Here is a 25,222-nt window from a genome sequence, read left to right on the forward strand (position 1 = left end):
ATCGGCGCGGCCACGGTTGCCGGGGCCTTCAACGTGCCCTCATGCGGCCGGGTTCTTGACCACGCGGTAAAAGGTTAGGCAGGTTTTCGGGCAAGCTCAAGCGATTTCGCAGGCGCGAAATCCATCGCGTGAGATGGAACGAAGTTATTGAAAGTCAAACACGCTGAGGCCGGCGACCATCTCGTCGAGGCCAAGCGGACGGGTGACCGGCGGCTCGGCGCGCGCCAGGCAGCCCTGCCGTTCGCAGAGCCGGCACGCGGTGCCGGCGAGAACCGGCGGACCCTGCGGATCGGCATAGATCGTGTCGGCCCCGGCATCGCAGCCGACGAGGATGGCGGTGCGCCGGACACGTTCGCGAAAGCCGGCGCGCGGGCCTTCCACGGTGCGGGCGACGGTCAGGAAGCGCGTGCCGTCTTCCATCTCCACGGTTTCCGCCAGCACTTGTCCGGGCTGCGAAAAGGCGGCGGTGACGGCAAGTTTCGGACAGTCGCCACCGAAGCGGGCGAGCGGAAAGCCTTGAGCACCCGCGCGCCTGAGCCTGTTGCCGGCACTGTCGATTTCCAGCGTGAAGAAGGCGATGCCGGCGCTGCCCGGTCGCTGCAGGGCGACGAGGCGGCTTGCTGCCTGCTCGAAGGAGACATGGAAACGCGCCGCCAGAACCTCGACGTCATAGCGGGCGCGCTGGGCTGCCTGAAGGAAGGCGCCGTAGGGCATCATCAGCGCGTGGGCGGCCAGCCGCGCCAGCTCGAAACGGGCGATGCGCCGCGCCTCGCCGGTGGTGAGCGACAGCGCATCGAGTTCGGCGAGGATCGGCTGGTGCAGCGCGATCTGAGCGGCCTCCATGGCGACTTCGCGGGCCTGATCGGCCGCAGACAGGCGTTCGGAGAGGAAAAGCCGCATGGAATGCCGGTCGAAGCGACGGCGCAGGGTCGGCATGGCATGGATTGGCAGGGTGCGAACGGCCAGCCCGTGCTCGCGCCTCAGCCAGGCCTTCAAGGCCGCCGCGACATCTTCGGCCTGCTCCAGCGTGGCATGAAAGGCTTCGGCCGCTTCCTCGATACGGGCGAAATAGGCCGGCCGCGTTTCGAAGGCTTCCCGGACCTCGTCGATCGGCAGGCGCGCCTCGGCCAGCGCGGTCTGGTGGCCCTGCCGGGCGAGAAGGTCGGTGAGGTCGCGCAGGCGGGCGGATTGTTCGCGATAGGCGCGGTAGAGCTTCAGCATGCCCTTGGCGGCATTGGGTGCTGCCTCGGCGATCTCCACCAGTTCCTGGTCTCCCGGCAGTTCGCCGGCCAGCAGCGGATCGGCAAAGACCGCCTTCAGCTCACTGATGCTGCCGGAAGCCTCGCCCTGGAGATCGTCGAGATCGACCTTGTAGACCGAGGCGAGCTTCAGGAGCAGCTGCACCGTCAGCGGGCGCTGGTTGCGCTCGATGAGGTTGAGGTAGGAGGGCGAAATGCCCAGCGCCTCGGCCATGGCCGTCTGGGTCAGGCCAAGCCCGTTGCGAACCCGGCGCACGCGGGCGCCGGCAAAGATCTTGTTTTCTGCCATTTGTAACAGTCTTTACACTCAGGCGCCGTCTTGCCGCATTTACAATTTTTACTTTTTTACAGCGCATCATTGTCAATGGCAAGACATCCTAACCCCTTTCAAAGTCTGATTTTCGCTTTGCTTCTGGCCGAATTGTGCAGCGCGATGTAAATACCCATACATCAGATCGACGCAACACACGGCGCCTCGACGAAAGTCTAACGCCGGTGAAAAGGACAGGAGAGCCCGACTATGACTGATTTTGACACGCTGATCCCGAACGCACCGCAGGGCCGTTTCGCCGGCATCGAGCGCCCCTACACGGCCGAAGACGTCAAGCGCCTGCGCGGCTCCGTCGAGATCAAGCATACGCTGGCCGAAAAGGGTGCTGCCCGCCTGTGGAAGCTGATCCACGAGGAAGACTTCGTCAACGCGCTCGGCGCGCTCTCCGGCAACCAGGCCATGCAGATGGTTCGCGCCGGGCTGAAGGCCATCTACCTCTCGGGCTGGCAGGTTGCCGCCGACGCCAACACGGCGTCCGCCATGTATCCCGACCAGTCGCTCTACCCGGCAAACGCCGCGCCGGAGCTTGCCAAGCGCATCAACCGCACGCTGCAGCGTGCCGACCAGATCGAGACGCAGGAAGGCAAGGGCCTTTCGGTCGAGACCTGGTTCGCCCCGATCGTCGCCGATGCCGAAGCCGGTTTCGGCGGTCCGCTGAACGCCTTCGAGATCATGAAGGCTTTCATTGAAGCAGGCGTTGCCGGTGTTCACTTCGAGGACCAGCTGGCTTCGGAAAAGAAGTGCGGCCATCTCGGCGGCAAGGTTCTGATCCCGACCGCCGCGCACATCCGCAACCTCAACGCCGCGCGCCTTGCCGCCGACGTCATGGGTGTCTCGACGCTGATCGTTGCCCGCACGGATGCGGAAGCCGCCAAGCTTCTGACCTCCGACATTGACGAGCGCGACCGTCCCTTCGTCGATTACGATGCCGGCCGCACGGTAGAGGGCTTCTACCAGGTCAAGAACGGCATCGAGCCGTGCATTGCCCGCGCCATCGCCTATGCCCCGCATTGCGACCTGATCTGGATGGAAACCGGCAAGCCGGATCTGGAACAGGCCCGCAAGTTTGCCGAAGCCGTGCACAAGGTCCATCCGGGCAAGAAGCTCGCCTATAACTGCTCGCCGTCGTTTAACTGGAAGAAGAACCTCGACGATGCGACGATCGCCAAGTTCCAGCGCGAGCTGGGCGCGATGGGCTACAAGTTCCAGTTCATCACGCTCGCCGGCTTCCACCAGCTGAACTACGGCATGTTCGAGCTGGCCCGTGGCTACAAGGAGCGCCAGATGGCGGCCTATTCGGAGCTGCAGGAGGCGGAATTCGCCGCCGAGGTCAACGGCTACACCGCGACCAAGCACCAGCGCGAAGTCGGCACCGGCTATTTCGACGCTGTCTCCATGGCGATCACCGGCGGCAAGTCGTCCACGACCGCCATGCATGAATCGACCGAGCACGAGCAGTTCCGCCCGGCTGCGGAATGATCCCTGCCCTCGCCTGCCGATCGTCCCACGCGGCGGCAGGCGGCCCGATGCAATCCCCTCCGCGCCCGGCGCGGAGGCTCCCCGAAAGCCATCAAGAACCCCCTGATATCAACGAGAGGAGAAATACCATGTCCATCCAGGCCGCAGCCCTCAACACCAATCCCGCCCCGATCAAGACCCACGTCAAGGAACGCGCCGAAGAGCAGGCCAGCGCCATGACGAGCGACCAGCAGGCCACCATCCGCATGGTCGCCAACGACCTGCACCGCCTCAACCAGTCGATCATGAAGGCGGTCGATGCCGGGGTTTCCGTCGAACTCATCCGCTCCGCGCGCCACCATGGCGGCGCCGGCAACTGGGGCGACCTGATGGTCCCGGTCATCGTCACACAGGGCCAGGGCTGACGCCCGGTTCCTCTTGCTTGGCCGAAAGAGGCTGTGAGCAGAGGTGACAAACGAAGCCCGAACGGCCGGAAGACCTCACGGTTTTCCGGCCTTTTCTCCGTCAGGGCCCTGCGCACGACAGGAGCCCCTCGCGTGGACCTGACGTTCCGCATCTCGTCAGGACTGGCGGTGCCGCCCGACCGAGGCGCCAGCTCGACAGCATGTCTTTTCGTGAAACAGCTCTACGCTTTCAGGAGACATGCTTTGACCGTACTGCCGATCAGACGAAACCGCCGCTGCGACGGATGTGGCAGCGGCGGTTTTGTTTGCGGTGCCGGGCATGACCCCGGGCTTTACTCCGACGTCACGCGGCGCGGCGATGGCGGGTGGTTTCGGGGGCGACGCGGAAGCGGTCGACGATGTCCATCAGGCGATCGGCCTCGGCCGACAGTTGCTGGCTGGCATTGGCCGTGTCGGACACGAGGGCCGCATTTTCCTGGGTCATCTGGTCCATGCGCGCCACGGAGCTATTGACGCCCTGCAGGGCCGAGGACTGATCGGCCGATGCCGTTGCAATGACACCGACATGCTGGCTGATCGTGACGATCTGGTTGCTGATCGACTGCAGGACCTGGCCTGCCTCCTCGACAAGCTGCGAACCCGCCTCGACCTCGCGTGCCGACTTGCCGATGAGATCCTTGATCTGCCGGGCCGCCTCGCCGGTCCGCTGCGCCAGTTCACGCACCTCCTGCGCAACGACGGCGAAGCCCTTGCCGGCTTCCCCGGCGCGTGCCGCCTCGATGCCGGCATTCAGCGCCAGAAGGTTGGTCTGGAAGGCGATGTCGTCGATGACCTCGATGATCTGCTCGATCTGGCTGGACGCGTCCTGGATACGGCCCATGGCGGCAACCGCATTCGAGACAACGCCGGAGGAACTGTCGGCGCTCTTCTTGCTGTCGAGGACGATCGCATTGGTCTGGCCGGCGCGCTCGGCGGCGGACCTGACGGTGACCGTGATCTCCTCGACGGCGGCGGCGGTCTCTTCCAGCGAGGCCGCCTGGGTTTCGGTGCGTCGGGCCAGGCTGTCGGCGGCATCACGCATGCGCCCGCCGCGCGCCTGGATCGTCTCGGCACCCGCGCGGATTTCGGCGAGTGTTTCGCGCAGGCCGCCGATGGCGGTGTTGAAATCGATGCGCAGCTTTTCGATCTGGCCGGAGAAGGGTGTGTCGATCGAGAGCGACAGGTCTCCGCGCGCCAGACGCTCCATGCCTTCCGCCAGGGCGTGAACGGCGCGGTCGATCTCGGTATCGATGCTGCGCTTTTCGGCGTCGCGCGCCCGCCGCTCGGCTTCCGCTTCGGCGCGGGCCTCTTCCGTCTCGCGTTCGATGCGGGCCTTCGCCATCGCGTTGTCGCGGAACACAGAAAGTGCGCGGGCGATATCACCGAATTCGGATGTCATCTCCAGGCACGGCACCGGCGTATCCAGACGCCCCTCGGAGATCGCCTGGACCGAGGCAGTCAGGCTGCGCAGCGGATTGATCTGGCGGCGGACGAAGATGAGGGCGACAAGGCCGAGACCGCAGGCGACCGCGAGACCGGTCACGAGCGTCAGGCTCTTCAGTTCCGCAATACGCTCGAGATATCCTCCCGACGGCATGCCAATGAACAGAACGCCCGTCATCGCGCCCGCCGTATTCTTGATCGGGTAGTAGCCGGTGACATAATCGCGGCCGAAGAGCACTGCCGGCCCGAAATAGGGCTCGCCGCGTGCCAGGAAGGCCTGGGCGGGATGGTCCGGTGCAAGCTTGGTGCCGATGGCGCGTTCGCCGTTTTCCTTTTTCACGTTCGTCGAGAGACGTACATAGGCGTCTCCCTGCTTGGCAAAGACCGTCGAGACGCCGCTGATCATCTGCGCGGTCTGATCGACCAGCGTGTGTTGCGGATCAGCCTTCACCTGGTCCTGAACGAAGCCCGTCACCTCACCATCCTTCAGGGAGACGGTCGCGTCGGACGCTTCGCTGGCATAGAGGACGGCCATGGTGCGCATCGCACTGCGCGCATCGCGGACCGATTCTGCCATCACCGAGGTTTTCAGGCTCTGGAACAGGACAGCCAGTACGATGACGGTGCTGAGCACAATCAAGGAGATGGTCACAGTGACGTTTCGCGTGACGATCGATTTCGGCAGGAATTGATTCATCGGGTTACTCCCACAGTCGAAGTATCGCCAGATGGTCCGTCAAAATTGATTAAAATCCACTAATGTGCCACCCCTGTTTTTGGTAGGCAGCACGACTGTGCCATAAGGTTGTGCATGCCGCGGCCAAGGCGGCACGCCTGTCAGGCGGCGTAGCGCCTGGAATCCCGGACGCCTGCGCGCTCAAGGCGGAACTGTTCGACGAGCACCATCAACTGGTCGGCCTCATCGGCAAGCTGGCGGCTGGCGGCGCTGGTCTCTTCCACCATGGCGGCGTTCTGCTGGGTCAGCTGGTCCATCTGGCTGACGGCGCCATTGACCTCCTGCAAGGCGGAGGACTGCTCGCGGGAGGCGGCGGCAATGCTTTCCACCTGCGTGGAGATGCGCTGCACCTGGTCGCCGATCGTTGCCAGCGCATCGCCGGTCTTCTGCACGAGAAGCGAACCACCGGCCACCTCTGCCGTCGAGGCGCTGATGAGCTGCTTGATCTCGCGGGCGGCACCGGCCGAACGCTGGGCGAGTTCGCGCACTTCCTGGGCGACGACGGCGAAGCCCTTGCCGGCTTCGCCTGCGCGGGCAGCCTCCACCCCGGCATTCAGGGCCAGAAGATTGGTCTGGAAGGCGATGGCGTCGATCACTTCGGTGATCTGGCCGATCTTTTCAGACGCGGCTTCGATACGCCCCATCGCGGATACGGCGTCGCGCACGATGACGATGGAGCCATCCGTCTGCTGGCGGGTCTCAGCCACGATGCCATTGGCCTCGCGGGCCCGCTCCGCAGCGGAGCGGACATTGGTGGTGACTTCATTGATCGCTGCGGCGGTTTCTTCGAGCGAGGCGGCCTGGGTTTCGGTCCGGCGCGAGAGATCGTCGGTGGAGGACGACATCTGCCGGACATTGCCCTGGATGGCCGCCACATTGGTCTGGATCTGCCCGATCGTGTCGCGCAGGCGATTGAGCGAGCCGTTGAAGTCCATGCGCAGCGGCTCCAGGCGCGTCATGAAGGGCGTTTCGATCTTCTCGGAAAGGTCGCCCTGCGCCAGGCGGCCAAGGCCTGCGGCAAGCTGGCTGACGGCGAAGTCGATCTGGGCGTCCAGATCCCGCTTTTCGGCGTCGTTGCGGGCCCGCTCGGCGTCGGCGCGGTCACGCTGCTCGGCGCTTTCGGCCTCGATGCGCACCTTGGAGAGGGCATTTTCCTTGAAGATGCCGAGGGCGCGGGCCATGTCGCCGATCTCGTCGCTGCGGGCGCCATCGTCGATGGCCGTGTCGAGGCGGCCTTCCGCCAGGCGGCGCATGGCGTCGGTGATCCGGCCGATCGGCCCCTTGAGCGTGAGAACAAGCGCGCCGCCGGCGAGCATGGCGATGAGAACGCCGGCAATGGTTGCCGCCAGCGAGACCTGGTTGGCCTTGTCGGATTCAACCGATGCCGTCTGCTTCTGGTTTTCCGCAAAGGTGGTCAGCAGGCCCCAGATCGTGTTGATCTCGTCGGCAGCGGCGGAAAATTCCTTCTGGCGGGCTGCGCTGATGGCGACCAGGGCTTCGGCATTCTTGTCGAGGGTCAGCACCAGTTCCTTGATCGGGCGCACCTGCTCGTTGAAGAAGGGCAGATCACCGGCGGCCTGGGCCAGCGTGTCGATTTCCATGTTCAGCGGGTTGAACTCGGTGACGAGGCGAGCCCGGTTTTCTGCCGTCACGCTGTCGAGGAAGCTCGCAGCGGCAATGCGGATGTTGAAGGTTGCGTCGACCACGCTGCGCGTTCCGGAAAGCACGGCCGCAGCCTTTTCCAGCGGCTGATCGAGCTCGCGGAAGGTCTTCGTCGCGTCGCGCATCTTGACGACGGCGGCCGACTGGAGCTGGATCGTGGTCTGGCGGAAGCGGGCGATCAGCTTGCCGATGGCCTGGGCGTTTTCCTCGCTGAGGTCACCCGAGGCAGCAAGCGTCTTCATCTCGTCCAGTGTCTTGCGCAGCGTGTCGGCGACGGCCTTCTGGTTGTCGGGCATCAGCGGCGCCACACGGCGATGCAGCTTCTCGAGGGCGGGAAGCTGGTCGACAACAAGCTTGATCTTGGCGTCCGGCGCCTTTTGCTTGGCGAAATCGGAGGCGAGCGTGGACAGCGTCTCGGCACCGGCATTCAGCCGCTCCGCTTCGCGCAGCCTGTCCTTGGCGGCGCTTTCGTCGAGGCGAACCTGCGTCTCCAGGCTGGTGGCGGAGGCAAGAATGCTCTGCTGGGCGGCGATGAGCTTCTGGAGCGTCGCGGTCACGGTTTCGCGCAGGGCGCGCTCGTCCTCGTAGAGCTTCCAGAGACCATCGACACTGCCGCCAATCTTGTCGCTTCCGGCAATCGCCTGCTGCAGCTCGGCGCGGCTCTTTTCGTCGGTGACCTGCGCCAGCGTCTCCTCGAGCACGCCGCGCTGGGTCGCGATCGTGTCGGCAACGGCCTTGCGGTTGTCTTCGGTGGTGTTGCGCAGGAAGTCGCTCATGCCCGTATAGACGGCCTTGAAGCCGCTCAGCGACTGCAGCACGCTGTTGGAAATCTCCATGCGTCCCTGCAGCATGCCGGACGCATAAAGCCCGGTGATGCCGACAGCGCTGATGCTGATGACAAAGGGCAGAATGAAGAAGATGACCTTGGTGTGGATCCGGAAACGCGCCAGAACCTTGTCGATCAGCATGTGTCGCTCCTACCGAAAGCGCAGCAGCCGCGCTTCCTTTCTCGCGCGTGGCTTGCGCCACGCCAATCTCTGCGAACTCCAGCCCGGCAACCGATGCGTGCAGCGCTCGCGCGGCCTGTCACCGGCCGGTCAGGAGTCCCAGTCAAAGGTAGGATCGACTGGTGCGCTTAATAATTGTCTAAGTTCGTACTTAATTTTTAGTGGTCAGCCGGTCACCAGCATGGCGACAGCAGCCAGCGTGACGCCGGCAAGAACCGTCAGGAGATAGAGGCGCTGCACCCGGTCGCGGCGGTCGTCGGTGCGGGCAATGGCAATGGCACGGGGCTTGCGGCGGGTGGTCATGCGTCTCTCCTGGCTCTGGCGAACAGGTTTACACCGAACCGGTTCATCCGGCGTATCCGGCAGCACATCATGCTCGGCCCGAAGCCGCAAGGGGAACCTTCGTCGCAGCGGCCTCGCACCGCCACAGGTTTCCGCTTTCGTCAGCCGGCCGCACCGGCAGACATCCAGACTGTGCCTTGAACCTTAAAATAGTTTGAACGCGCGCCTACCCGGACACCGCCAGTGTTGACGATCAGGCCGCCTGCCCTGCCGCATGGCCCGATGCCCAGGCCCACTGGAAATTATAGCCGCCAAGCCAGCCCGTCACATCCACGCATTCGCCGATGAAAAACAGGCCGGGCACTGCCTTTGCCTGCAGCGTTCTGGAATCGAGGCCTGCGGTATCGACACCGCCCAGCGTGACCTCTGCCGTGCGATAGCCTTCCGAACCTGCCGGACGGACCGCCAGCGGACGGAGGCGCGCGGCGAGCGCTTCAAGCGCGCGGTCGGGCATATCGGCCAGCGGCTTCTGCGGCAGGCCGGCGTCGGCGGCGACCCATTCGGCGAAACGGCGCGGCAGGAGATCGGAGAGCGCGGTCAGCGGCGTCTGGCGGCCGTTTGCCTTCTTGGCCTGGCGCAGACCCTCGGCAAGGTCGATATCGGGGGCAATGTCGAGGAAGACATCCTCTCCCTCGCGCCAGTAGGAGGAAGCCTGGAGGATGGCCGGGCCGCTGAGGCCGCGGTGGGTGAAGAGCATGGCCTCGCGGAATGAAGCTTTCGCCGCGCGGGCCGTGACCGGCAGGGCGAGACCGGCGAGCGGGGCCCAGTCGGCCAGCCGAGCCGGATCGAGCGTCAGCGGCACCAGGCCCGGCCGGGTCTCGGTGACCGCGAGGCCGAATTGCTCTGCCAGCCGGTAGGCATAGCCGGTCGCCCCCATCTTGGGGATGGACTTGCCGCCGGTGGCCACGACAAGGCTTTCGGCCGTCACCACGCCATCCGCAAGACGCAGATGAAAGCGGCCGTCGCGGGCCTCCACCTGCTCCACGGCGGTGGCGAGGCGAAGCTCGGCGCCTGCTTCCCGCATCTCGGCCACGAACATATCGACGATCTGGCGGGCGCTGTCGTCGCAGAAGAGCTGACCGAGCGTCTTTTCGTGCCAGGCGATGCCGTGGCCGGCGAGACGGGCGATGAAATCCTGCGGGGTGTAACGGGCGAGCGCCGACTTCGCAAAATGCGGATTGGCGGAAAGGAAGTTCTTCGGCGAACAGTGGATATTGGTAAAGTTGCAGCGTCCGCCGCCGGAGATGCGGATCTTCTCGCCCGGCGCTTTCGCATGGTCGATGACGAGTACGGAACGACCGCGGCGGGCGGCCTCGACGGCGCACATCATGCCCGCCGCACCGGCCCCGATAATCACGATATCGTGCTGTTTTACCATGTCCCGTCGTCTCGCCTGCCGCGCGCGTTTTTGCGCCGATTTCGCCGTCAAGCGCCTCCTTACGCGGCGGAATGACCCTAGCCAAGGCCGGAACTCTGGCTATGATGAGCTCATCCGCAACAACAAACGGTGATTTATGCCCTCGAAGAAAACTGCCCAGAACCCGGCGGCAAAGACTTCGAAAACCCCTGCTGCGACGCTTCTTGCACCCCGCGGCGTCAAGACCTGGAAGGATGCGGCCGACTGGCTGCGCTACCGCGGCATCGAAGACATCGAATGCATCACGCCCGACCTTGCCGGCGTTGCCCGCGGCAAGATGATGCCGTCCTCCAAGTTCACCTCGAACACCTCGCTGGCGCTGCCCTCCGCGCTCTATCGCCACACGATCTCGGGCGAATATCCGGAAGAGACCGGCAACTTCCGCTACGAGCCGCGCGACAGCGATCTGAAGCTGATGCCGGACCTTTCGACGCTCTCCGTCGTGCCATGGGAGACCGACCCCACCGCACAGGTGATCTGCGACGTCGTCGACACCGAGGGGCACCATGTGGCCTATACGCCGCGCAACGTGCTGAAGAACGTGATGCGCCTTTATGCCGAGCGCGGCTGGAAGGCCGTCGTGGCGCCGGAAATCGAATTCTACCTCGTCGCGAAGAACGAGGATCCGGACTACCCGCTGCATCCGCCGAAGGGCCGCTCGGGCCGCTCCATCCTGGGCGGACAGGGCTATTCGATCGCCGGCATCAACGAGTTCGACGAACTCATCGACGACATCTACCACTTCTCGGAAAAGCAGGGTCTGGAGATCGACACGCTGATTCACGAGGAAGGCCCGGCCCAGCTCGAGATCAACCTGCGCCACGGCGATCCGATCGAGCTTGCCGACCAGGTGTTCATGTTCAAGCGCACGATCCGCGAGGCGGCGCTGAAGCACGGCATCTATGCCACCTTCATGGCCAAGCCCATGCAGGGACAGGCAGGCTCTGCCATGCACATCCACCAGTCGGTGGTGGACATCAAGACGGGCAAGAACATCTTCTCGAACCCCGACGGCACGGCATCCAACGCCTTCTTCCACTTCATCGGCGGCATGCAGGCCTTCGTGCCGAAGACGCTGTCGATGATGGCGCCCTATGTGAACTCCTATCGCCGCCTGATGCCGGAAATGTCGGCGCCGGTGAACAACGCCTGGGGCTACGACAACCGCACCACCGCCTTCCGCGTCCCGATCTCGGATGCGGCGGCGCGGCGCATCGAAAACCGGCTGCCCGGCTCGGATGCCAACCCCTACCTCGCGCTGGCTGCGTCCCTTGCCTGCGGCCTTCTCGGCATCATCCACGAAGTGGAGCCAAGCCCGCCGACGGAAGACACGGCCAATGCCGGCACGATCGAGCTGCCGCGCGGCCTGCTGGAAGCCGTCTCCCTTCTCGAATCCGACGACCGGCTGGGCGAGGTTCTGAGCCCTGAATTCATCGGCCTCTATGCCGGCGTGAAGCGCGGCGAATTCGAGACCTTCATGCAGGTGATCAGCCCCTGGGAGCGCGAATTCCTGCTGCTGAACGTGTAAATGTGGAGCGTTCCCGGCCGCCGGTTGCGGCCGGGACATCCAGCCTCTACATCGGCGGAAAGACCACATCCCGGCGACGCACGGCCATCGCCGCGCGCCGCATCGGTGAAGGATATCAGACCCATGGCATGGCAAAGCCCGATTTCACCCGGCATTTCCTGGTACGAGGCGACGGTTCCCGATCGCCCGGCCTATCCGGCCATGGACGGTTCGCGCCAGACCTCGGTCGCCGTCATCGGCGGCGGCTTCACCGGCCTCCAGGCAGCGCTGAACCTTGCCCGCCACGGTATCGACGTGACGCTGATCGAGGCGCACCGGATTGCCGACGGCGCTTCCGGTCGCAATGGCGGGCAGCTCGGAACCGGCCAGCGCTGGTGGCCGGAAGAGGCGGAAGCGGAGCTGGGGCTGGAGCGCTCCCGCGCGCTCTTTGCCATGGCAGAGAACGCCAAGCGCCACCTGCTCGACTTTGCCCGCAACCATGCGATCGACATCGACTTCATGCCCGGCCATCTCTCCGTCAGCCACAAGCCGGCCTATGAGAAGGACTATCGCGAAAACGCCCGCATCCTCGCCGAGCGCTACGACTATCCTCATCTGAGGTTCATGGAGCGCGCCGAAACCGTGGAGCGCACCGGATCGAGCTTCTACCATTTCGGCAACCGCGATGCCGGTACGGGCCATATCCACCCGATGAAGCTGGCCGTGGGACTGGCGCGCGTGGCGGCGGCGTCCGGCGTTGCGCTCTTCGAACAGACGCCGGCCACCGATATTCGCACCGTCGAAGGCAAGGTCGTCATCACCACGCCAAACGGCACCATCACGGCCGAGAAGGCGCTGATCGCCTGCAACGGCCATATCGGCCGGCTGGAGCCGGTGACGGCACGCCATGTCATGCCGATCCGCTCCTTCATCGGCGCCACACGCGTGCTCGGCGACCATCCCGATGTCATTCCGGGCAATGAATCGATCTCCGACTCCCGCTTCGTCGTGCGCTATTTCCGCAAGTCGCGGGATGGCCGCCTGCTGTTCGGCGGGCGCGAGGCCTACACCGCCGACAATCCCGCCGACATGGACGGACCGATCCGCCGGCAGATCGCGGAGATCTATCCGGCGCTGAAGGATGTCGAGATCGACTATGCCTGGGGCGGGTCCGTCGGCATCACCATGTCGCGGCGGCCCTCCGTCAAGGAGGTCATGCCGAACGTGATGTCGGTCGGCGGCTATTCCGGCCACGGCGTCATGCTGTCAAATTATTGCGGCAAGCTCTATGCCGATATGGTGGCCGGCAAGACGACCGAACTCGACATGCTGGCCGAGATGAAAATTCCCGCCTTTCCGGGCGGTCCAGGTTTCCGGCCGCTTCTTCTGTTTGTCGCGCTCAGCTGGTACGCCCTGCGCGACCGATTCTGAGCGCCGGCGAAAATTTTGCGTCGCAGCACTAGCGTCTTTAAATCGATTAGATTATATATCGTTCCGAACAGCAGGGGACAGAAACGCCCATGAGCAGCCAGATCATTCCCGTTGAACCTTTCGATTACGTCGTCTTCGGCGGCAACGGGGACCTTGCCGAGCGCAAGCTCCTTCCCGCGCTCTACCAGCGCCAGCTGGCCGGCCAGCTGAGTGATCCGACGCGCATCATCGGCGCCTCGCGCACCCCCATGACGCATGAGGAATACCGCAAGTTTGCGACCGACGCGCTGAAGGAGCACCTGAAGGCGGACGAGTACCAGGAAGCCCAGGTCAAAGCCTTCGTTTCCAAGCTCTTCTACGTTTCCGTCGACGCCAAGTCGGACAGCGGCTGGGACAAGCTGAAGGCGCTGCTCGATGATGGCGGCAAGGAGAAGGTTCGCGCCTTCTATCTCGCCGTCGCCCCGGCCATCTTTGGCGATATTTCCGAACGCATCCGCGACAACAAGCTGATCACCAAGCAGACCCGCATCGTGGTGGAAAAGCCGATCGGCCGCGACCTCGCCTCGGCGCTCGAACTCAACGAGACGATCGGCAAGGTGTTCAAGGAAGAGCAGATCTTCCGCATCGACCACTATCTCGGCAAGGAGACGGTGCAGAACCTGATGGCGCTGCGCTTTGCGAACGCGCTCTACGAGCCGCTGTGGAACGCACAGTATATCGACCACGTGCAGATCACCGTTGCCGAATCCGTCGGCCTCGAAAGCCGGGCCGGCTATTACGACAAGGCCGGGGCGCTGCGCGACATGGTGCAGAACCACATTCTGCAGCTCGTCTGCCTTGTCGCCATGGAAACCCCCTCCTCCATGGCTGCCGACGCCGTGCGCGACGAGAAGCTGAAAGTGCTGCGGGCGCTGAAGCCGATCACGGCCGAAAATGTCGAGCGCCTGACGGTGCGCGGCCAGTATCGCGCCGGCGCGTCTTCGGGCGGCGCGGTCAAGGGCTATCTGGACGAGCTGGAGGGCGGTGTTTCCAACACGGAGACGTTCGTCGCCATCAAGGCCGAGATCGGCAACTGGCGCTGGGCGGGCGTGCCCTTTTACATCCGCACCGGCAAGCGCATGACGGGCCGCATGTCGGAAATCGTCATCACCTTCAAGCAGATCCCGCATTCGATCTTCGATGCGGCGGCCGGCCGCATCGAGAGCAACCAGCTGATCATCCGCCTGCAGCCGGACGAAGGCGTCAAACAGTCGCTGATGATCAAGGATCCGGGCCCGGGTGGCATGCGCCTGCGCAACGTCTCGCTCGACATGAGCTTTGCGGAGGCCTTCGCGGCCCGCAATGCGGACGCCTATGAGCGGCTGCTGCTCGATGTCATCCGAAACAACCAGACGCTCTTCATGCGCCGCGACGAAGTGGAAGCCGCGTGGAAGTGGATCGATCCGATCCTGAAGGCCTGGGACGAAACCGGGCAGAAGGTGCAGGGCTATACGGCCGGCACCTGGGGCCCCAGCCAGTCGATCGCGCTCATCGAGCGCGACGGCCGCACATGGCATGAAGTGATCTGAGGCAGGGACAATGACGGCGAAGCTGAATTCTTTCGATACGGGAGCGGCGCTCGCGGATGCTCTGGCCACCCGCGTGGCGGAAGCGCTGTCGGCCGGCATCGCCGCCCGCGGCCGCGCTTCGCTCGCCGTTTCCGGCGGCTCCACGCCCAAAGCCTTCTTCAAGGCGCTCTCTTCGGCCGGCATCGACTGGCCGAAGGTGACGGTGACGTTGGTGGACGAACGCTTCGTGCCGCCGGACAGCGACCGCTCCAACCACAAGCTGGTGGCCGAAAACCTGCTGCAGAATGCCGCCGGCGCCGCCGTGTTCGTGCCGCTCTACCATGCCGGCGAGACGGCAGAGGAAGCCGCAGCCGACGCCAGCGGGGCGACGGCCGATATCTCCCATCCCTTCGATGTGGCGATCCTTGGCATGGGGACGGACGGGCACACCGCGTCCTTCTTCCCCGGCGGATCGCGCCTTGCCGAAGCGCTCGACCCGACGACGGCACGCGGCGTGATCACCATGGAAGCCGAAGGCGCCGGTGAGCCGCGCCTGACCTTTACCTTCAGCGCCCTTGCCGATGCCCGCCTTCTGGTGCTGCACATCGAAGGCAACGGCAAGAAGGACGTGCTGGAAAAGGCCGAGACTGATGGGCCGGAAGCCGAGATGCCGATCCGGGCCGTGCTCAGGCGCGCCGCCTCGCCGGTCGAAATTTACTGGGCTCCCTGAGCGCCTTCGGCGCCTGAGCCCGCATTTGCCTGTTTCTGATGTCTGAGGAAGCGCCGATCGCTTCCGGAAAGGTTGGATCATGTCCGTCGATAGCCGTATTGCCGCGATCACCGCCCGCATCGTCGAGCGTTCGAAGCCCTATCGCGAGCCCTATCTGGAGCGCCTGCGCAATGCGGCCTCGAAATCGGTGCATCGCTCGGTGCTCGGCTGTGGCAATCTCGCCCACGGCTTTGCGGTCTGTTCCCCCGCCGAAAAGGAAGCGCTGGCCGGCGACCAGGTGCCGAACCTTGGCATCATCACCTCCTATAACGACATGCTCTCGGCCCACCAGCCCTTCGAAACCTATCCGGCCCTGATCCGCGAGGCGGCCAAGGAAGCCGGCGGCGTGGCGCAGGTGGCCGGCGGCGTGCCGGCCATGTGCGACGGCGTGACCCAGGGACAGCCGGGCATGGAACTCTCGCTCTTTTCCCGCGACCTGATCGCCATGGCGGCCGGCGTCGGCCTGTCGCACAACATGTTCGACGCGGCCGTCTACCTCGGCGTCTGCGACAAGATCGTGCCCGGCCTGATGATCGCCGCCATGACCTTCGGCCACCTGCCGGCGATCTTTATCCCGGCAGGACCGATGACATCGGGCCTGCCGAACGACGAGAAGGCGCGGGTGCGCCAGCTCTTTGCCGAAGGCAAGGTCGGCCGCGACGAACTGCTGGTGGCGGAATCGAAGTCCTATCACGGGCCGGGCACCTGCACCTTCTACGGCACGGCCAATTCCAACCAGATGCTGATGGAGATCATGGGCCTGCACATGCCGGGCGCCTCCTTCATCAACCCCAACACGCCGCTGCGCGACGCTTTGACCAGGGAAGCGACCAAGCGTGCACTCGCGATCACCGCGCTCGGCAACGAGTTCACGCCGGCCGGGGAGATGATCGACGAGCGCTCGATCGTCAATGGCGTCGTCGGCCTGCACGCCACCGGCGGCTCGACCAACCACACGATGCACCTCGTCGCCATGGCGCGTTCGGCCGGCATCGCGCTGACGTGGCAGGATATTTCCGAGCTTTCCGACGTGGTGCCGCTGCTCGCCCGCGTCTATCCGAACGGGCTTGCGGATGTGAACCACTTCCACGCCGCCGGCGGCATGGGCTTCCTGATCGCTCAGCTCCTGAAGGCCGGCTATCTGCACCAGGATGTGCGCACCGTCTTCGGCCAGGGGCTCGACGCCTACGCCATCGACGTGAAGCTCGGCGAGAACGGCACCGTGCGGCGCGAGCCAATCCCGGCCGAAAGCGCTGACCCGAAGGTGCTGACCACAGTCGACAAGCCCTTCCAACCCACCGGCGGCCTGAAGATGCTGACCGGCAATCTCGGCAAGGCCGTCATCAAGATCTCCGCCGTCAAGGCCGACCGCCATGTCATCGAAGCCCCAGCCAAGATCTTCCACGATCAGGGCGAGTTGCAGGCCGCCTTCAAGGCCGGCACGCTCGAAGGGGATTTCATCGCCGTCGTGCGTTTCCAGGGGCCGAAGGCGAACGGCATGCCGGAACTGCACAAGCTGACCACCGTGCTCGGCATTCTCCAGGACCGCGGCCAGCGGGTGGCGCTCGTCACCGACGGGCGCATGTCGGGCGCTTCGGGCAAGGTGCCGTCCGCGATCCACCTGACGCCGGAAGCCGTCGATGGCGGACCGATCGCCCGCATCCGGGAAGGCGACATCGTCCGGCTCGATGCCACCGCCGGCACGATCGAGGTGCTGGTGCCGGCGGAAGAGCTTGCCGCACGCCCGGCCGCGACGGCGGACCTTTCCGGCAATGAATTCGGCATGGGCCGCGAACTCTTTCAGCCCTTCCGCGCCGCGACCGGCACGGCCGACAACGGCGCCAGCGTCTTCTTCCACTGACGCGCGCCCGTGACGGATTTCACGCTCCGTCCAGCCGGCCGGGAGGACATCCCGGCCATCATGGCCATCGAGCGCAGGCCCGGTTACGCAGATCTCGTCGGCCGCTCCAGCGCCGAGCAGCACGCGGCCAATATCGACAGCGGCGAGAACCGCTATTTTCTCCTTGAGGACGCGGCAGGCACGCTGCTCGCCTTTGCGATCCTGCAAGGCATCGGCCATGCGAACGGCCTCGTCTATCTGAAACGCATCGCGGTGGCTTCGCCGGGACAGGGCTCCGGCAAGCGCTTCCTGCTGTCGCTGATCCGGATGGCCTTCGAAGAGTTCGGCGCTGCCAAATTCTGGCTCGACGCCTTCGTGACGAACAGCCGCGCCCGCCACGTCTATGCCGCCTGCGGGATGAGCGAGGACGGCATCCTGCGCGAGCACTACCCGCTCCCCGACGGCCACCGCGCGGATCTCGTCGTCATGTCGATCCTGCGGCGCGAATGGTTGGCAGGCAAAGACGCCTGAGAATTCAGACGCACACCCCATGGACAACCGAAAGCTGCAAATCTATCGTCGTGCCGTCCGCAGGCGGAAGCAGCAGGCGCCCGGACCACGGGGCGCACCGGCGGGGATGGGCCGCGCCGGCTTGGGCGAAAGCCTCGCTCTGCGAACCGGAGGTGCCGACGATGTGGTTCATCCCCATCAGCGTCACGTTTAGGATACAGAAAACCCGCACGACGTGGTCAATCACCGTGCGGGTCCAACTGATAGCCTAAGCAACCGATGTCGGGCTGCTGGAACAGCCCGACATCACTCCAGTAGAGTAACAGAAAGGCCTACAATTTCAAGACGGCGGTCAGAAGGGCCGCCGCAGAGTTCGCAAGCGGAAGCAGCATGCGCCCGGGCCACGGGGCGCACCGGCGGGGATGGGCTGCGCCGGCTTGGGCGAAAGCCTCGCTTTGCGAACCGGAGGTGTCGACGATGTGGTTCATCCCCATCAGCGTCACGTTTAGGATACAGAAAACCCGCACGACGTGGTCAATCACCGTGCGGGTCCAACTGATAGCCTAAGCAACCGATGTCGGGCTGCTGGAACAGCCCGACATCACTCCAGTAGAGTAACAGAAAGGCCTACAATTTCAAGACGGCGGTCAGAAGGGCCGCCGCAGAGTTCGCAAGCGGAAGCAGCATGCGCCCGGGCCACGGGGCGCACCGGCGGGGATGGGCTGCGCCGGCTTGGGCGAAAGCCTCGCTTTGCGAACCGGAGGTGTCGACGATGTGGTTCATCCCCATCAGCGTCACGTTTAGGATACAGAAAACCCGCACGACGTGGTCAATCACCGTGCGGGTCAATCTGATGAGCTAAACGTAGATGCCGGGCTGTGACAGCAGCCCGGCATCACTCCGGCAGAATAGCAAAGCTACCCACAAATTCAAGCACAGCGATCAGACGCGGTAGGTCTTGCCGTCCGCGTTGAAGAGATGGAGCTTGGCGCGCGGCGCGGTGAAGCGCACCTTTTCGCCGCGGGCGACCTTCAGGATGCCGGGGATCTTGGCGATGATCGGCTGGTCCTTCACGAGACCTTCGATGTAGAGCAGCGTCACTTCGCCGAGCGCCTCGACGATGGCAACGGTGCCTTCGAAAAGGAAGTCTTCGCCGGTGCTGACTTCGAGGTCTTCAGGGCGCACGCCGAAGCTTGCCGCCTTGCCCATGTCGCCGACGGCGGTCGGGATGTCGAGGGTGACTGACTTGCCGCCGGACAGTTCGACCGTTGTCTGGGCGCCGGTGGCGCGGATGGTGGACGGGATGATATTCATGGCGGGAGAGCCGATGAACTGGGCGACGAAGAGATTGGCGGGACGCTCGTAGAGGTCGAGCGGCGCACCCACCTGCTCGATATGGCCGCCGGAGAGCACCACGATGCGGTCGGCGAGCGTCATGGCCTCGACCTGATCGTGGGTGACGTAGATCATCGTCGTATCCGACATCTGCTCGTGGAGCTTGGCGATCTCGATGCGGGTCGCGACGCGCAGGGCCGCATCGAGGTTCGACAAGGGCTCGTCGAAGAGGAAGACCTTGGGATTGCGGCAGATGGCGCGGCCGATGGCCACGCGTTGGCGCTGGCCGCCCGAGAGCGCCTTCGGCAGGCGATCGAGATATTTGGTGAGCTGGAGGATATCGGCTGCGGCGCGCACGCGGCGGTCGATCTCCTCCTTGCTTTCCTTGGCGATGCGCATGCCGAAGGCCATGTTGTCGTAGACCGTCATGTGCGGGTAGAGCGCGTAGGACTGGAAGACCATGGCGATGCCGCGCTTCGATGGCGGGACATCGTTGACCTTCTCGCCGTCGATGAACATGTCGCCGCCGGTGATATCCTCGAGACCCGCGATCATGCGCAGCAGCGTAGACTTGCCGCAGCCGGAGGGGCCGACGAAGACGACGAACTCGCCCTCCCTGATCTCCAGGTCGATGCCGTGGATGACATCCACGGCGCCGTAGGACTTGCGGATCTGCTTGAGTTGAAGCCCGGTCATCGGTTCTCTCCCCTTCCCTCTTGTCTTGTTATGTCACCGGTTGCCTTACAGCAGCCGCGCGAAGAAGCCGCTCCAGGCCGGCAGCACGATGCTTCCGTCGCTGAGATACGAATCGAAGCCGTGGCCGCCAAGCGGCTCGATGGTGCCGAGATCGGCCGGCACGGGAGCCGCATGCGGCTCGCCGCCCATGTTGAAGACACAGACGATCTTCTCATTGCCGTGGCTGCGGATGAAAGCCAGCATCGGCGCCTCGACGCCCAGGAACTCGATCTCGCCCTTGGCGAAGACAGGATGCTCGGCGCGGAAGGCCAGGAAGCGGCGATAGTGGTGCAGGACGGAGCGCATGTCCGTCTCCTGCTGATCCACCGCGCGCGGCAGATGTGCGGCCGGCACCGGCAGCCAGGGTCGGCCGGCGCCGAAGCCGCCGTTCAACGCATCCTTTTCCCAGACCATCGGCGTGCGGCAGCCGTCACGGCCCTTGTAGTCGGGCCAGAACTGGATGCCATAGGGGTCACGCAAATCCTCAAACGCGATCTCGGCTTCGGGCAGCGCGAGCTCCTCGCCCTGATAGATGCAGACCGAGCCGCGCAGCGACATCAGCAGGCTCGCCAGGCCCTTGGCGAAGGCGTCCGTGTCGGCGACATGCTCGCCCCAGCGGCTGACATGGCGGGTCACGTCATGGTTGGAGAAGGCCCAGCAGGCCCAGCCTTCCGGAGCGGCGCGCTCGAAGTCGTGCATGACCTCGGCGACACGCTTCGGCGTCAGCGGATCGGGCGCCAGGAACTCGAAGGCGTAGCACATGTGCATCTTGTCGCCGCCGGAGGTGTATTCGCCGACGATCTCGAGACCGCGCTGGCTGTCGCCCACCTCGCCCACGGCGGCGATGGCCGGAAACTCGTTCATCACGGCGCGGAAGCGCTTCAGGAAGGCGAGGTTTTCCGGGCGGTTCTTGTCGTAGAGATGTTCCTGGTAGTTGTAGGGGTTGACGGCCGGCGCGGTGTTGGCGTTACGCCGTTCAGGCGCGAGCGCCGGATTGTCGCGCAAAAGCTGGTCGTGGAAGTAGAAGTTGATCGTGTCGAGGCGGAAGCCATCGACGCCGCGCTCCAGCCAGAAGCGCTCGACGGCGAGCAGTTCTTCCTGGACTTCCGGATTGTGCAGGTTGAGATCCGGCTGCGAAGTCAGAAAGTTGTGCATGTAGTATTGCAGGCGGGTCGGGTCCCACTGCCAGGCGGAACCGCCGAAGATGGAGAGCCAGTTGTTGGGCGGCGAGCCATCGGGCTTGGCATCGGCCCAGACATACCAGTCGGCCTTGGCGTTGAAGCGGCTGGAGCGGCTTTCGACGAACCAGGGGTGCTGGTCGGAGGTATGCGAGATGACGAGGTCGATCATCACGCGCAAGCCAAGGCGGTGGGCTTCGGCGATCAGGGCGTCGAAGTCGGCCAGCGTTCCGAAGATCGGATCGACATCGCGGTAGTTCGAGACGTCGTAGCCGTAGTCGCGCATGGGCGAGGTGAAGAAGGGCGAGATCCAGATCGCATCCACGCCGAGCGAGGCGACGTAAGGCAGCCGGCGGGTAATGCCCGCCAGGTCGCCAATGCCGTCGCCGTTGCTGTCCTGATAGGAGCGCGGATAGATCTGATAGATCACGGCGCCGCGCCACCAGTCACGGTCGGGGGTCAGGATCGAGCCGGTTGCCTCGGTCATGCTCATGGAAGTCTTTGCGTCCTTGTTGTCTGGATCAACCGCCCTTGACGGAGCCAGCGAGCAGACCGCGCACGAGGTAGCGCTGCAGGCTGAAGAACACGATCAGGGGCACGATGATGGTGATGAAGGCGGAGGCCGTCAGGATTTCCCAGTTGCCGCCGCGCGAGCCGAGCAGGTTCACGAGGCGTCCCGTCAGCACCAGCTCGTTGTTGCCCGTGCCGAGGAAGACCATGGCGACGAGCAGGTCGTTCCAGGTCCACAGGAACTGGAAGATCGCGAAGGAGGCGAGCGCCGGGAAGGAGAGCGGCAGGATGATCTTGACGAAAATTTCGAAGTCGCTGGCGCCATCGACACGGGCCGACTCCATGATTTCGCGCGGCAGGCCGGCCATGTAGTTGCGCAGGAGATAGATGGCGAGCGGCAGGCCGAAGCCCATATGGGCAAGCCAGATGCCGACATAGGTCTTGGCGGGAACGCCGAGGAAGGCGCCGACGCCGTTATAGAGCTTCAGAAGCGGGATCAGCGACATCTGGAGCGGAACGACCAGAAGGCCGACGACGATGGCGATGAGCAGCGAGCGTCCCGGAAACGGCATCCAGGCCAGCGCATAGGCCGCGAAGGCCGCAACCAGGATGGGGATGATGGTGGCCGGGATGGCCACCGTCAGCGAGTTGATGAAGGACTGGCCGATGCCTTCCGCATTCAGCACTTCGCGGTAATTGTCGAAGGTGAAGCGGGGTGGCACGGAGGCGGTGAAGAAGATGCGCTGGCCGCGCGACCCTTCCATCTTCGTATCGGAGACGATGGTGTAGTCGCCGTTTTCCTGAACGGTCAGCTGTTCGCCGTCATTCATGGTGGCGGTGGAGCCCGGCAGGAAGGCGGCCGGCTCGCGGCTGTTGAAGCCGAAGGCGGAAACCTTGGCGCTATCGCCCTCCAGCACATTGCCGGAAATGACGAACTTGCCGTTTTCCTCACGCTGGGTTTCAGGGCCGGCGGCACGCGTCTGGCGGTTCTGCGAGGAGGTGGACAAAGCCGTCCACCAGCCTGAGACGGCGAGTTGGTCCTTGTCGCGCAGCGAGGAGATCAGGAGGCCCGCGGTCGGCAGGGTCCAGAGGATGACGAGAAGGGCGACGGAGAGGTGGACGGCCCAGGCAAGGGGCGAGCGCTTCGAACCGATCATCTCAGTGACCTCCCATCTCGCGGCGGGCGTTGCGGATGTTCCAGACCATGATGGGAACGACGAGCAGCATGATGACGACGGCGATCGTCGCTCCGCGTCCGAAATCGCCGCCACCGCGGAACATCCAGTCGAACATGAGATTGGCCAGAACTTGGCTCTGCCACTGGCCGTTGGTCATGGCGAGCACGATGTCGAAGACCTTGAGGACGAGAATGGTGATCGTCGTCCAGACGACGGCGATGGTGCCCCAGATCTGCGGGACCATGATCTTGAAGAAGATCTGCCAGCCATTGGCGCCATCGATGACGGCGGCCTCGATCGTCTCTTCCGGAATACCGCGGAGTGCCGCGGAGAGGATGACCATGGCAAAGCCGGTCTGGATCCAGATGAGGATGACCATCAGGAAGAAGTTGTTCCAGAAGGGCAGCGTGATCCAGGCCTGCGGATCGCCGCCGAAATAGACGACGATGGCATTGAGGATGCCGATCTGCTCCTGCCCGGCGGCGCGGTAGTCGTAGATGAACTTCCAGATGACGGCGGCGCCGACGAAGGAGATCGCCATCGGCATGAAGATCAGCGTCTTGGCGATGTTGCCCCACCAGATGCGGTCGGTGAGCGCGGCGATGATCAGGCCGAAGAAGGTGGCGGCGGCGGGAACGACCAGCAGCCAGAGGAAATTGTTGAAGATCGACTGGCGGAATTCGCCGTCGTTGACGAGCCAGAGATAGTTGGAAACGCCGACGAAATTGATGCCGGACTTGTCATGGAAGCTCAGCCAGACGGATTCGATCACGGGGTAGACGAGATAGATGCCGAGGGCAAAGATCGCGGGCGCGAGAAAGAGCCAGGGGCGGATGGAATTGGCGATGCGCAGATTTTGCGAGGCCTTGACGGCGCTCGGCCCGTTTGACGGGAAGATCCGGTCGAGGATGAAATTCGTGCCCCAGAAATAGGCGGCGCATCCCAGAACCCCCGCGACCATGGTCGCGATGGCGACGAACAATTGCTGCATGATTGGCCCTCCCCCAGGTGCGGCCGGATGGGCTTTGCGCCTTCCGTATTTGGCCGCCAGTATCAAGAAGCAGTCTGCCGCTGGCCGAAGACCTGCGGATAGAGCCGGGAGGACCTTGCGGTCCCCCCGGATGTCATCATCGGATCTGCCGATCTTACTTGATGGCGTCCCAGGCCTTCTGGATTTCGGCGCCGACATCGGCCGACGACTTGCCACCGGCATAATCGACCATGCCCGTCCAGAAAGCGCCGGCACCGATCTTACCCGGCATCAGGTCCGAACCGTCGAAACGGAAGGTCGTGGCGCTGGTGAGGATTGAGCCCATCTTCTTGGACGGCGCATTGGCATAGGCTTCCGGATTGGCAGCCTTGAAGGGCGTCAGGAAGCCCGACTGGGCCATCCAGACTTCATGCGCGATCGGCGTTTCGAGCCAGGCGATGAAGGCGCGGGCCGGAGCCGTGTCCTTGGTCATGGCGACGAGCGTGCCGGCGCCGAGAACCGGATTGCCGAGTTCCGGCTTGGAGGCGTAGGGCGGCAGGTAGAAGAAGTCGGCATCTTCGCCGAGCTTCGTGCCTTCCGGGAAGAAGGACGGGATGAACGACGCCTGGCGGTGCATGTAGCACTTCGGCGGCGAGGAGAAGAGACCCTTCGGGCTGTCGCGGAAGTCGGTGGAGGCAACGGCCGCCGCACCGCCATCGACATAGGCGTCATTGCGGGCGAACCAGCCGAATTCGTCGATCGCGCCGGTGACGGCCGGATCGTTGAACTTGATCTCGTTGGTAACCCACTTGTCGTAGGTTTCCGGCGTCTGCGTGCGCAGCATCATGTCTTCGACCCAGTCGGTCGCCGGCCAGCCGGTCGCACCGCCGGAGCCGAGACCGATGCACCAGGGCTTCTCGCCGTCGGCGGCGATCTTCTCGGTCAGCGCCTTCAGCTCTTCCATGGTCTTCGGCACTTCGTAGCCGGCGTCCTCGAAGTTTTCGGGCGAGTACCAGACGAGCGACTTCAGGTCGGCCTTGTAGGGGAAGGCGAAGAACTGTTCCTTGCCGTCCTTGCCCTTGTAGGTGCCGAGCTTGCGCCAGCTGGAGCCGGCCGCATAGTTGTCCTCGATCCACTTGCCGGTGTCGTCACCGAGCGACACGAGGAAGCCCTTGGAGGCGAGGTCGGCGAAGAGACCCGGCTGCGGGAGAACCGCGATATCCGGCGGGCTGCCGGCCTGGGTGTCGATGACGATCTGCTGCTCGTAGTTTTCCGACGAGGAGTAGGAAACCTCGATGCCGGTGGCGTCCTTGAAATAGGCGAGCATGGATTCGACCAGCGCCTGGTCTTCGCCGCGCCACGGTCCGAAGATCGTCAGCTTCTGGCCCTTGAGGTCGCCATGCGCCTTCTTGAAATCTTCGTAGCTCGCCCAGTTGAAGCGGGCATCCTCACCCGGCTTGAACTTCAGTTCCTGCGCATGCGCGACGCCGGCGCACAGCGCCAGCGCAGCCACTCCCATCAGGAATGCCTTCTTCATGTCTTCCTCCCGAAAAGCTGTCGGCACAGCCGAACAAACCCCATGATCTCCCACCG

General features: G+C 64.4%; 18 protein-coding genes. 8 read left to right on the forward strand and 10 right to left on the reverse strand.

Annotation, left to right across the window (positions count from 1 at the left end; all coding sequences use genetic code 11):
• Positions 1 to 144 precede the first annotated feature (144 nt).
• Entirely contained in the window at positions 145 to 1,548 is a 1,404-nt protein-coding gene (locus ACED18_RS15925) for a short-chain fatty acyl-CoA regulator family protein (protein ID WP_377293984.1), read from the reverse strand.
• Positions 1,549 to 1,779: 231 nt separating this feature from the next.
• On the opposite strand from ACED18_RS15925, the gene aceA reads away from it, so the two are divergent.
• Positions 1,780 to 3,069, forward strand: coding sequence for an isocitrate lyase (aceA, locus tag ACED18_RS15930; protein WP_377293986.1), 1,290 nt, complete (start codon positions 1,780 to 1,782; stop codon positions 3,067 to 3,069).
• A 128-nt stretch (positions 3,070 to 3,197) separates the two neighbouring features.
• Positions 3,198 to 3,473 (forward strand): hypothetical protein, encoded by a 276-nt coding sequence (locus tag ACED18_RS15935; RefSeq protein WP_377293988.1) that lies wholly within the window; start codon positions 3,198 to 3,200, stop codon positions 3,471 to 3,473.
• A gap of 343 nt (positions 3,474 to 3,816) precedes the next feature.
• On the opposite strand, the gene ACED18_RS15940 is transcribed toward ACED18_RS15935, so the two are convergent.
• From ACED18_RS15940 to ACED18_RS15955, 4 genes are all read right to left on the reverse strand, one after another.
• Positions 3,817 to 5,652, reverse strand: a complete 1,836-nt coding sequence (locus ACED18_RS15940) for a methyl-accepting chemotaxis protein (RefSeq protein WP_377293990.1) — start codon at positions 5,650 to 5,652, stop codon at positions 3,817 to 3,819.
• A gap of 140 nt (positions 5,653 to 5,792) precedes the next feature.
• Positions 5,793 to 8,321 carry a methyl-accepting chemotaxis protein gene (locus ACED18_RS15945; RefSeq protein WP_377293992.1) on the reverse strand — a complete coding sequence of 843 codons (2,529 nt, stop codon included), beginning with the start codon at positions 8,319 to 8,321 and terminating at the stop codon, positions 5,793 to 5,795.
• A 204-nt stretch (positions 8,322 to 8,525) separates the two neighbouring features.
• On the reverse strand, positions 8,526 to 8,663 hold the full coding sequence (locus ACED18_RS15950) for a hypothetical protein (protein WP_377293994.1): 138 nt from the start codon (positions 8,661 to 8,663) through the stop codon (positions 8,526 to 8,528).
• Between the two features lie 232 nt (positions 8,664 to 8,895).
• A complete protein-coding gene (locus ACED18_RS15955; RefSeq protein ID WP_377293996.1) occupies positions 8,896 to 10,080 on the reverse strand; it encodes an NAD(P)/FAD-dependent oxidoreductase in 1,185 nt (394 codons plus the stop codon).
• Between the two features lie 136 nt (positions 10,081 to 10,216).
• Between ACED18_RS15955 and ACED18_RS15960 the strand changes: the two genes are divergently transcribed.
• The 6 genes from ACED18_RS15960 to ACED18_RS15985 all read left to right on the forward strand — a co-directional run bounded on the left by ACED18_RS15960 (position 10,217) and on the right by ACED18_RS15985 (position 17,744).
• Complete coding sequence (locus ACED18_RS15960; RefSeq protein WP_377293998.1) at positions 10,217 to 11,647, forward strand: glutamine synthetase family protein; 1,431 nt, start codon at positions 10,217 to 10,219, stop codon at positions 11,645 to 11,647.
• A gap of 123 nt (positions 11,648 to 11,770) precedes the next feature.
• On the forward strand, positions 11,771 to 13,057 hold the full coding sequence (locus ACED18_RS15965; protein WP_377294000.1) for an NAD(P)/FAD-dependent oxidoreductase: 1,287 nt from the start codon (positions 11,771 to 11,773) through the stop codon (positions 13,055 to 13,057).
• An 89-nt stretch (positions 13,058 to 13,146) separates the two neighbouring features.
• Positions 13,147 to 14,625: a glucose-6-phosphate dehydrogenase gene (zwf, locus tag ACED18_RS15970; RefSeq protein WP_377294002.1), complete on the forward strand. Its 1,479-nt coding sequence runs from the start codon at positions 13,147 to 13,149 to the stop codon at positions 14,623 to 14,625.
• Between the two features lie 10 nt (positions 14,626 to 14,635).
• A complete protein-coding gene (gene pgl, locus ACED18_RS15975) occupies positions 14,636 to 15,334 on the forward strand; it encodes a 6-phosphogluconolactonase (protein ID WP_377294004.1) in 699 nt (232 codons plus the stop codon).
• 79 nt (positions 15,335 to 15,413) lie between these two features.
• Positions 15,414 to 17,234: a phosphogluconate dehydratase gene (gene edd / locus ACED18_RS15980; RefSeq protein ID WP_377294006.1), complete on the forward strand. Its 1,821-nt coding sequence runs from the start codon at positions 15,414 to 15,416 to the stop codon at positions 17,232 to 17,234.
• Positions 17,235 to 17,294: 60 nt separating this feature from the next.
• Positions 17,295 to 17,744 carry a GNAT family N-acetyltransferase gene (locus tag ACED18_RS15985; RefSeq protein WP_377294008.1) on the forward strand — a complete coding sequence of 150 codons (450 nt, stop codon included), beginning with the start codon at positions 17,295 to 17,297 and terminating at the stop codon, positions 17,742 to 17,744.
• 921 nt (positions 17,745 to 18,665) lie between these two features.
• Here ACED18_RS15985 and ACED18_RS15990 read toward each other — a convergent pair.
• The 5 genes from ACED18_RS15990 to ACED18_RS16010 all read right to left on the reverse strand — a co-directional run bounded on the left by ACED18_RS15990 (position 18,666) and on the right by ACED18_RS16010 (position 25,166).
• Positions 18,666 to 19,754: an ABC transporter ATP-binding protein gene (locus ACED18_RS15990; protein WP_377294010.1), complete on the reverse strand. Its 1,089-nt coding sequence runs from the start codon at positions 19,752 to 19,754 to the stop codon at positions 18,666 to 18,668.
• A 45-nt stretch (positions 19,755 to 19,799) separates the two neighbouring features.
• Entirely contained in the window at positions 19,800 to 21,464 is a 1,665-nt protein-coding gene (locus tag ACED18_RS15995; protein WP_377294012.1) for an alpha-glucosidase, read from the reverse strand.
• A gap of 28 nt (positions 21,465 to 21,492) precedes the next feature.
• Positions 21,493 to 22,638, reverse strand: a complete 1,146-nt coding sequence (locus ACED18_RS16000; protein WP_377294014.1) for a carbohydrate ABC transporter permease — start codon at positions 22,636 to 22,638, stop codon at positions 21,493 to 21,495.
• Position 22,639: 1 nt separating this feature from the next.
• Positions 22,640 to 23,650, reverse strand: coding sequence for a carbohydrate ABC transporter permease (locus ACED18_RS16005; protein ID WP_377294016.1), 1,011 nt, complete (start codon positions 23,648 to 23,650; stop codon positions 22,640 to 22,642).
• A gap of 154 nt (positions 23,651 to 23,804) precedes the next feature.
• Complete coding sequence (locus ACED18_RS16010; protein ID WP_377294018.1) at positions 23,805 to 25,166, reverse strand: ABC transporter substrate-binding protein; 1,362 nt, start codon at positions 25,164 to 25,166, stop codon at positions 23,805 to 23,807.
• Positions 25,167 to 25,222: the final 56 nt, after the last annotated feature.

The sequence above is a fragment of the Rhizobium sp. SG2393 genome (assembly GCF_042610495.1).
Classification (GTDB): domain Bacteria; phylum Pseudomonadota; class Alphaproteobacteria; order Rhizobiales; family Rhizobiaceae; genus RU20A.

Excerpts from the sequence above, each read along its gene's own strand:
- ACED18_RS15925 (WP_377293984.1), bottom strand. The coding sequence starts at position 1,548 with ATGGCAGAAAACAAGATCTTTGCCGGCGCCCGCGTGCGCCGGGTTCGC.
- aceA (WP_377293986.1), top strand. The coding sequence starts at position 1,780 with ATGACTGATTTTGACACGCTGATCCCGAACGCACCGCAGGGCCGTTTC.
- ACED18_RS15935 (WP_377293988.1), top strand. The coding sequence starts at position 3,198 with ATGTCCATCCAGGCCGCAGCCCTCAACACCAATCCCGCCCCGATCAAG.
- ACED18_RS15940 (WP_377293990.1), bottom strand. The coding sequence starts at position 5,652 with ATGAATCAATTCCTGCCGAAATCGATCGTCACGCGAAACGTCACTGTG.
- ACED18_RS15945 (WP_377293992.1), bottom strand. The coding sequence starts at position 8,321 with ATGCTGATCGACAAGGTTCTGGCGCGTTTCCGGATCCACACCAAGGTC.
- ACED18_RS15950 (WP_377293994.1), bottom strand. The coding sequence starts at position 8,663 with ATGACCACCCGCCGCAAGCCCCGTGCCATTGCCATTGCCCGCACCGAC.
- ACED18_RS15955 (WP_377293996.1), bottom strand. The coding sequence starts at position 10,080 with ATGGTAAAACAGCACGATATCGTGATTATCGGGGCCGGTGCGGCGGGC.
- ACED18_RS15960 (WP_377293998.1), top strand. The coding sequence starts at position 10,217 with ATGCCCTCGAAGAAAACTGCCCAGAACCCGGCGGCAAAGACTTCGAAA.
- ACED18_RS15965 (WP_377294000.1), top strand. The coding sequence starts at position 11,771 with ATGGCATGGCAAAGCCCGATTTCACCCGGCATTTCCTGGTACGAGGCG.
- zwf (WP_377294002.1), top strand. The coding sequence starts at position 13,147 with ATGAGCAGCCAGATCATTCCCGTTGAACCTTTCGATTACGTCGTCTTC.
- pgl (WP_377294004.1), top strand. The coding sequence starts at position 14,636 with ATGACGGCGAAGCTGAATTCTTTCGATACGGGAGCGGCGCTCGCGGAT.
- edd (WP_377294006.1), top strand. The coding sequence starts at position 15,414 with ATGTCCGTCGATAGCCGTATTGCCGCGATCACCGCCCGCATCGTCGAG.
- ACED18_RS15985 (WP_377294008.1), top strand. The coding sequence starts at position 17,295 with ATGGCCATCGAGCGCAGGCCCGGTTACGCAGATCTCGTCGGCCGCTCC.
- ACED18_RS15990 (WP_377294010.1), bottom strand. The coding sequence starts at position 19,754 with ATGACCGGGCTTCAACTCAAGCAGATCCGCAAGTCCTACGGCGCCGTG.
- ACED18_RS15995 (WP_377294012.1), bottom strand. The coding sequence starts at position 21,464 with ATGAGCATGACCGAGGCAACCGGCTCGATCCTGACCCCCGACCGTGAC.
- ACED18_RS16000 (WP_377294014.1), bottom strand. The coding sequence starts at position 22,638 with ATGATCGGTTCGAAGCGCTCGCCCCTTGCCTGGGCCGTCCACCTCTCC.
- ACED18_RS16005 (WP_377294016.1), bottom strand. The coding sequence starts at position 23,650 with ATGCAGCAATTGTTCGTCGCCATCGCGACCATGGTCGCGGGGGTTCTG.
- ACED18_RS16010 (WP_377294018.1), bottom strand. The coding sequence starts at position 25,166 with ATGAAGAAGGCATTCCTGATGGGAGTGGCTGCGCTGGCGCTGTGCGCC.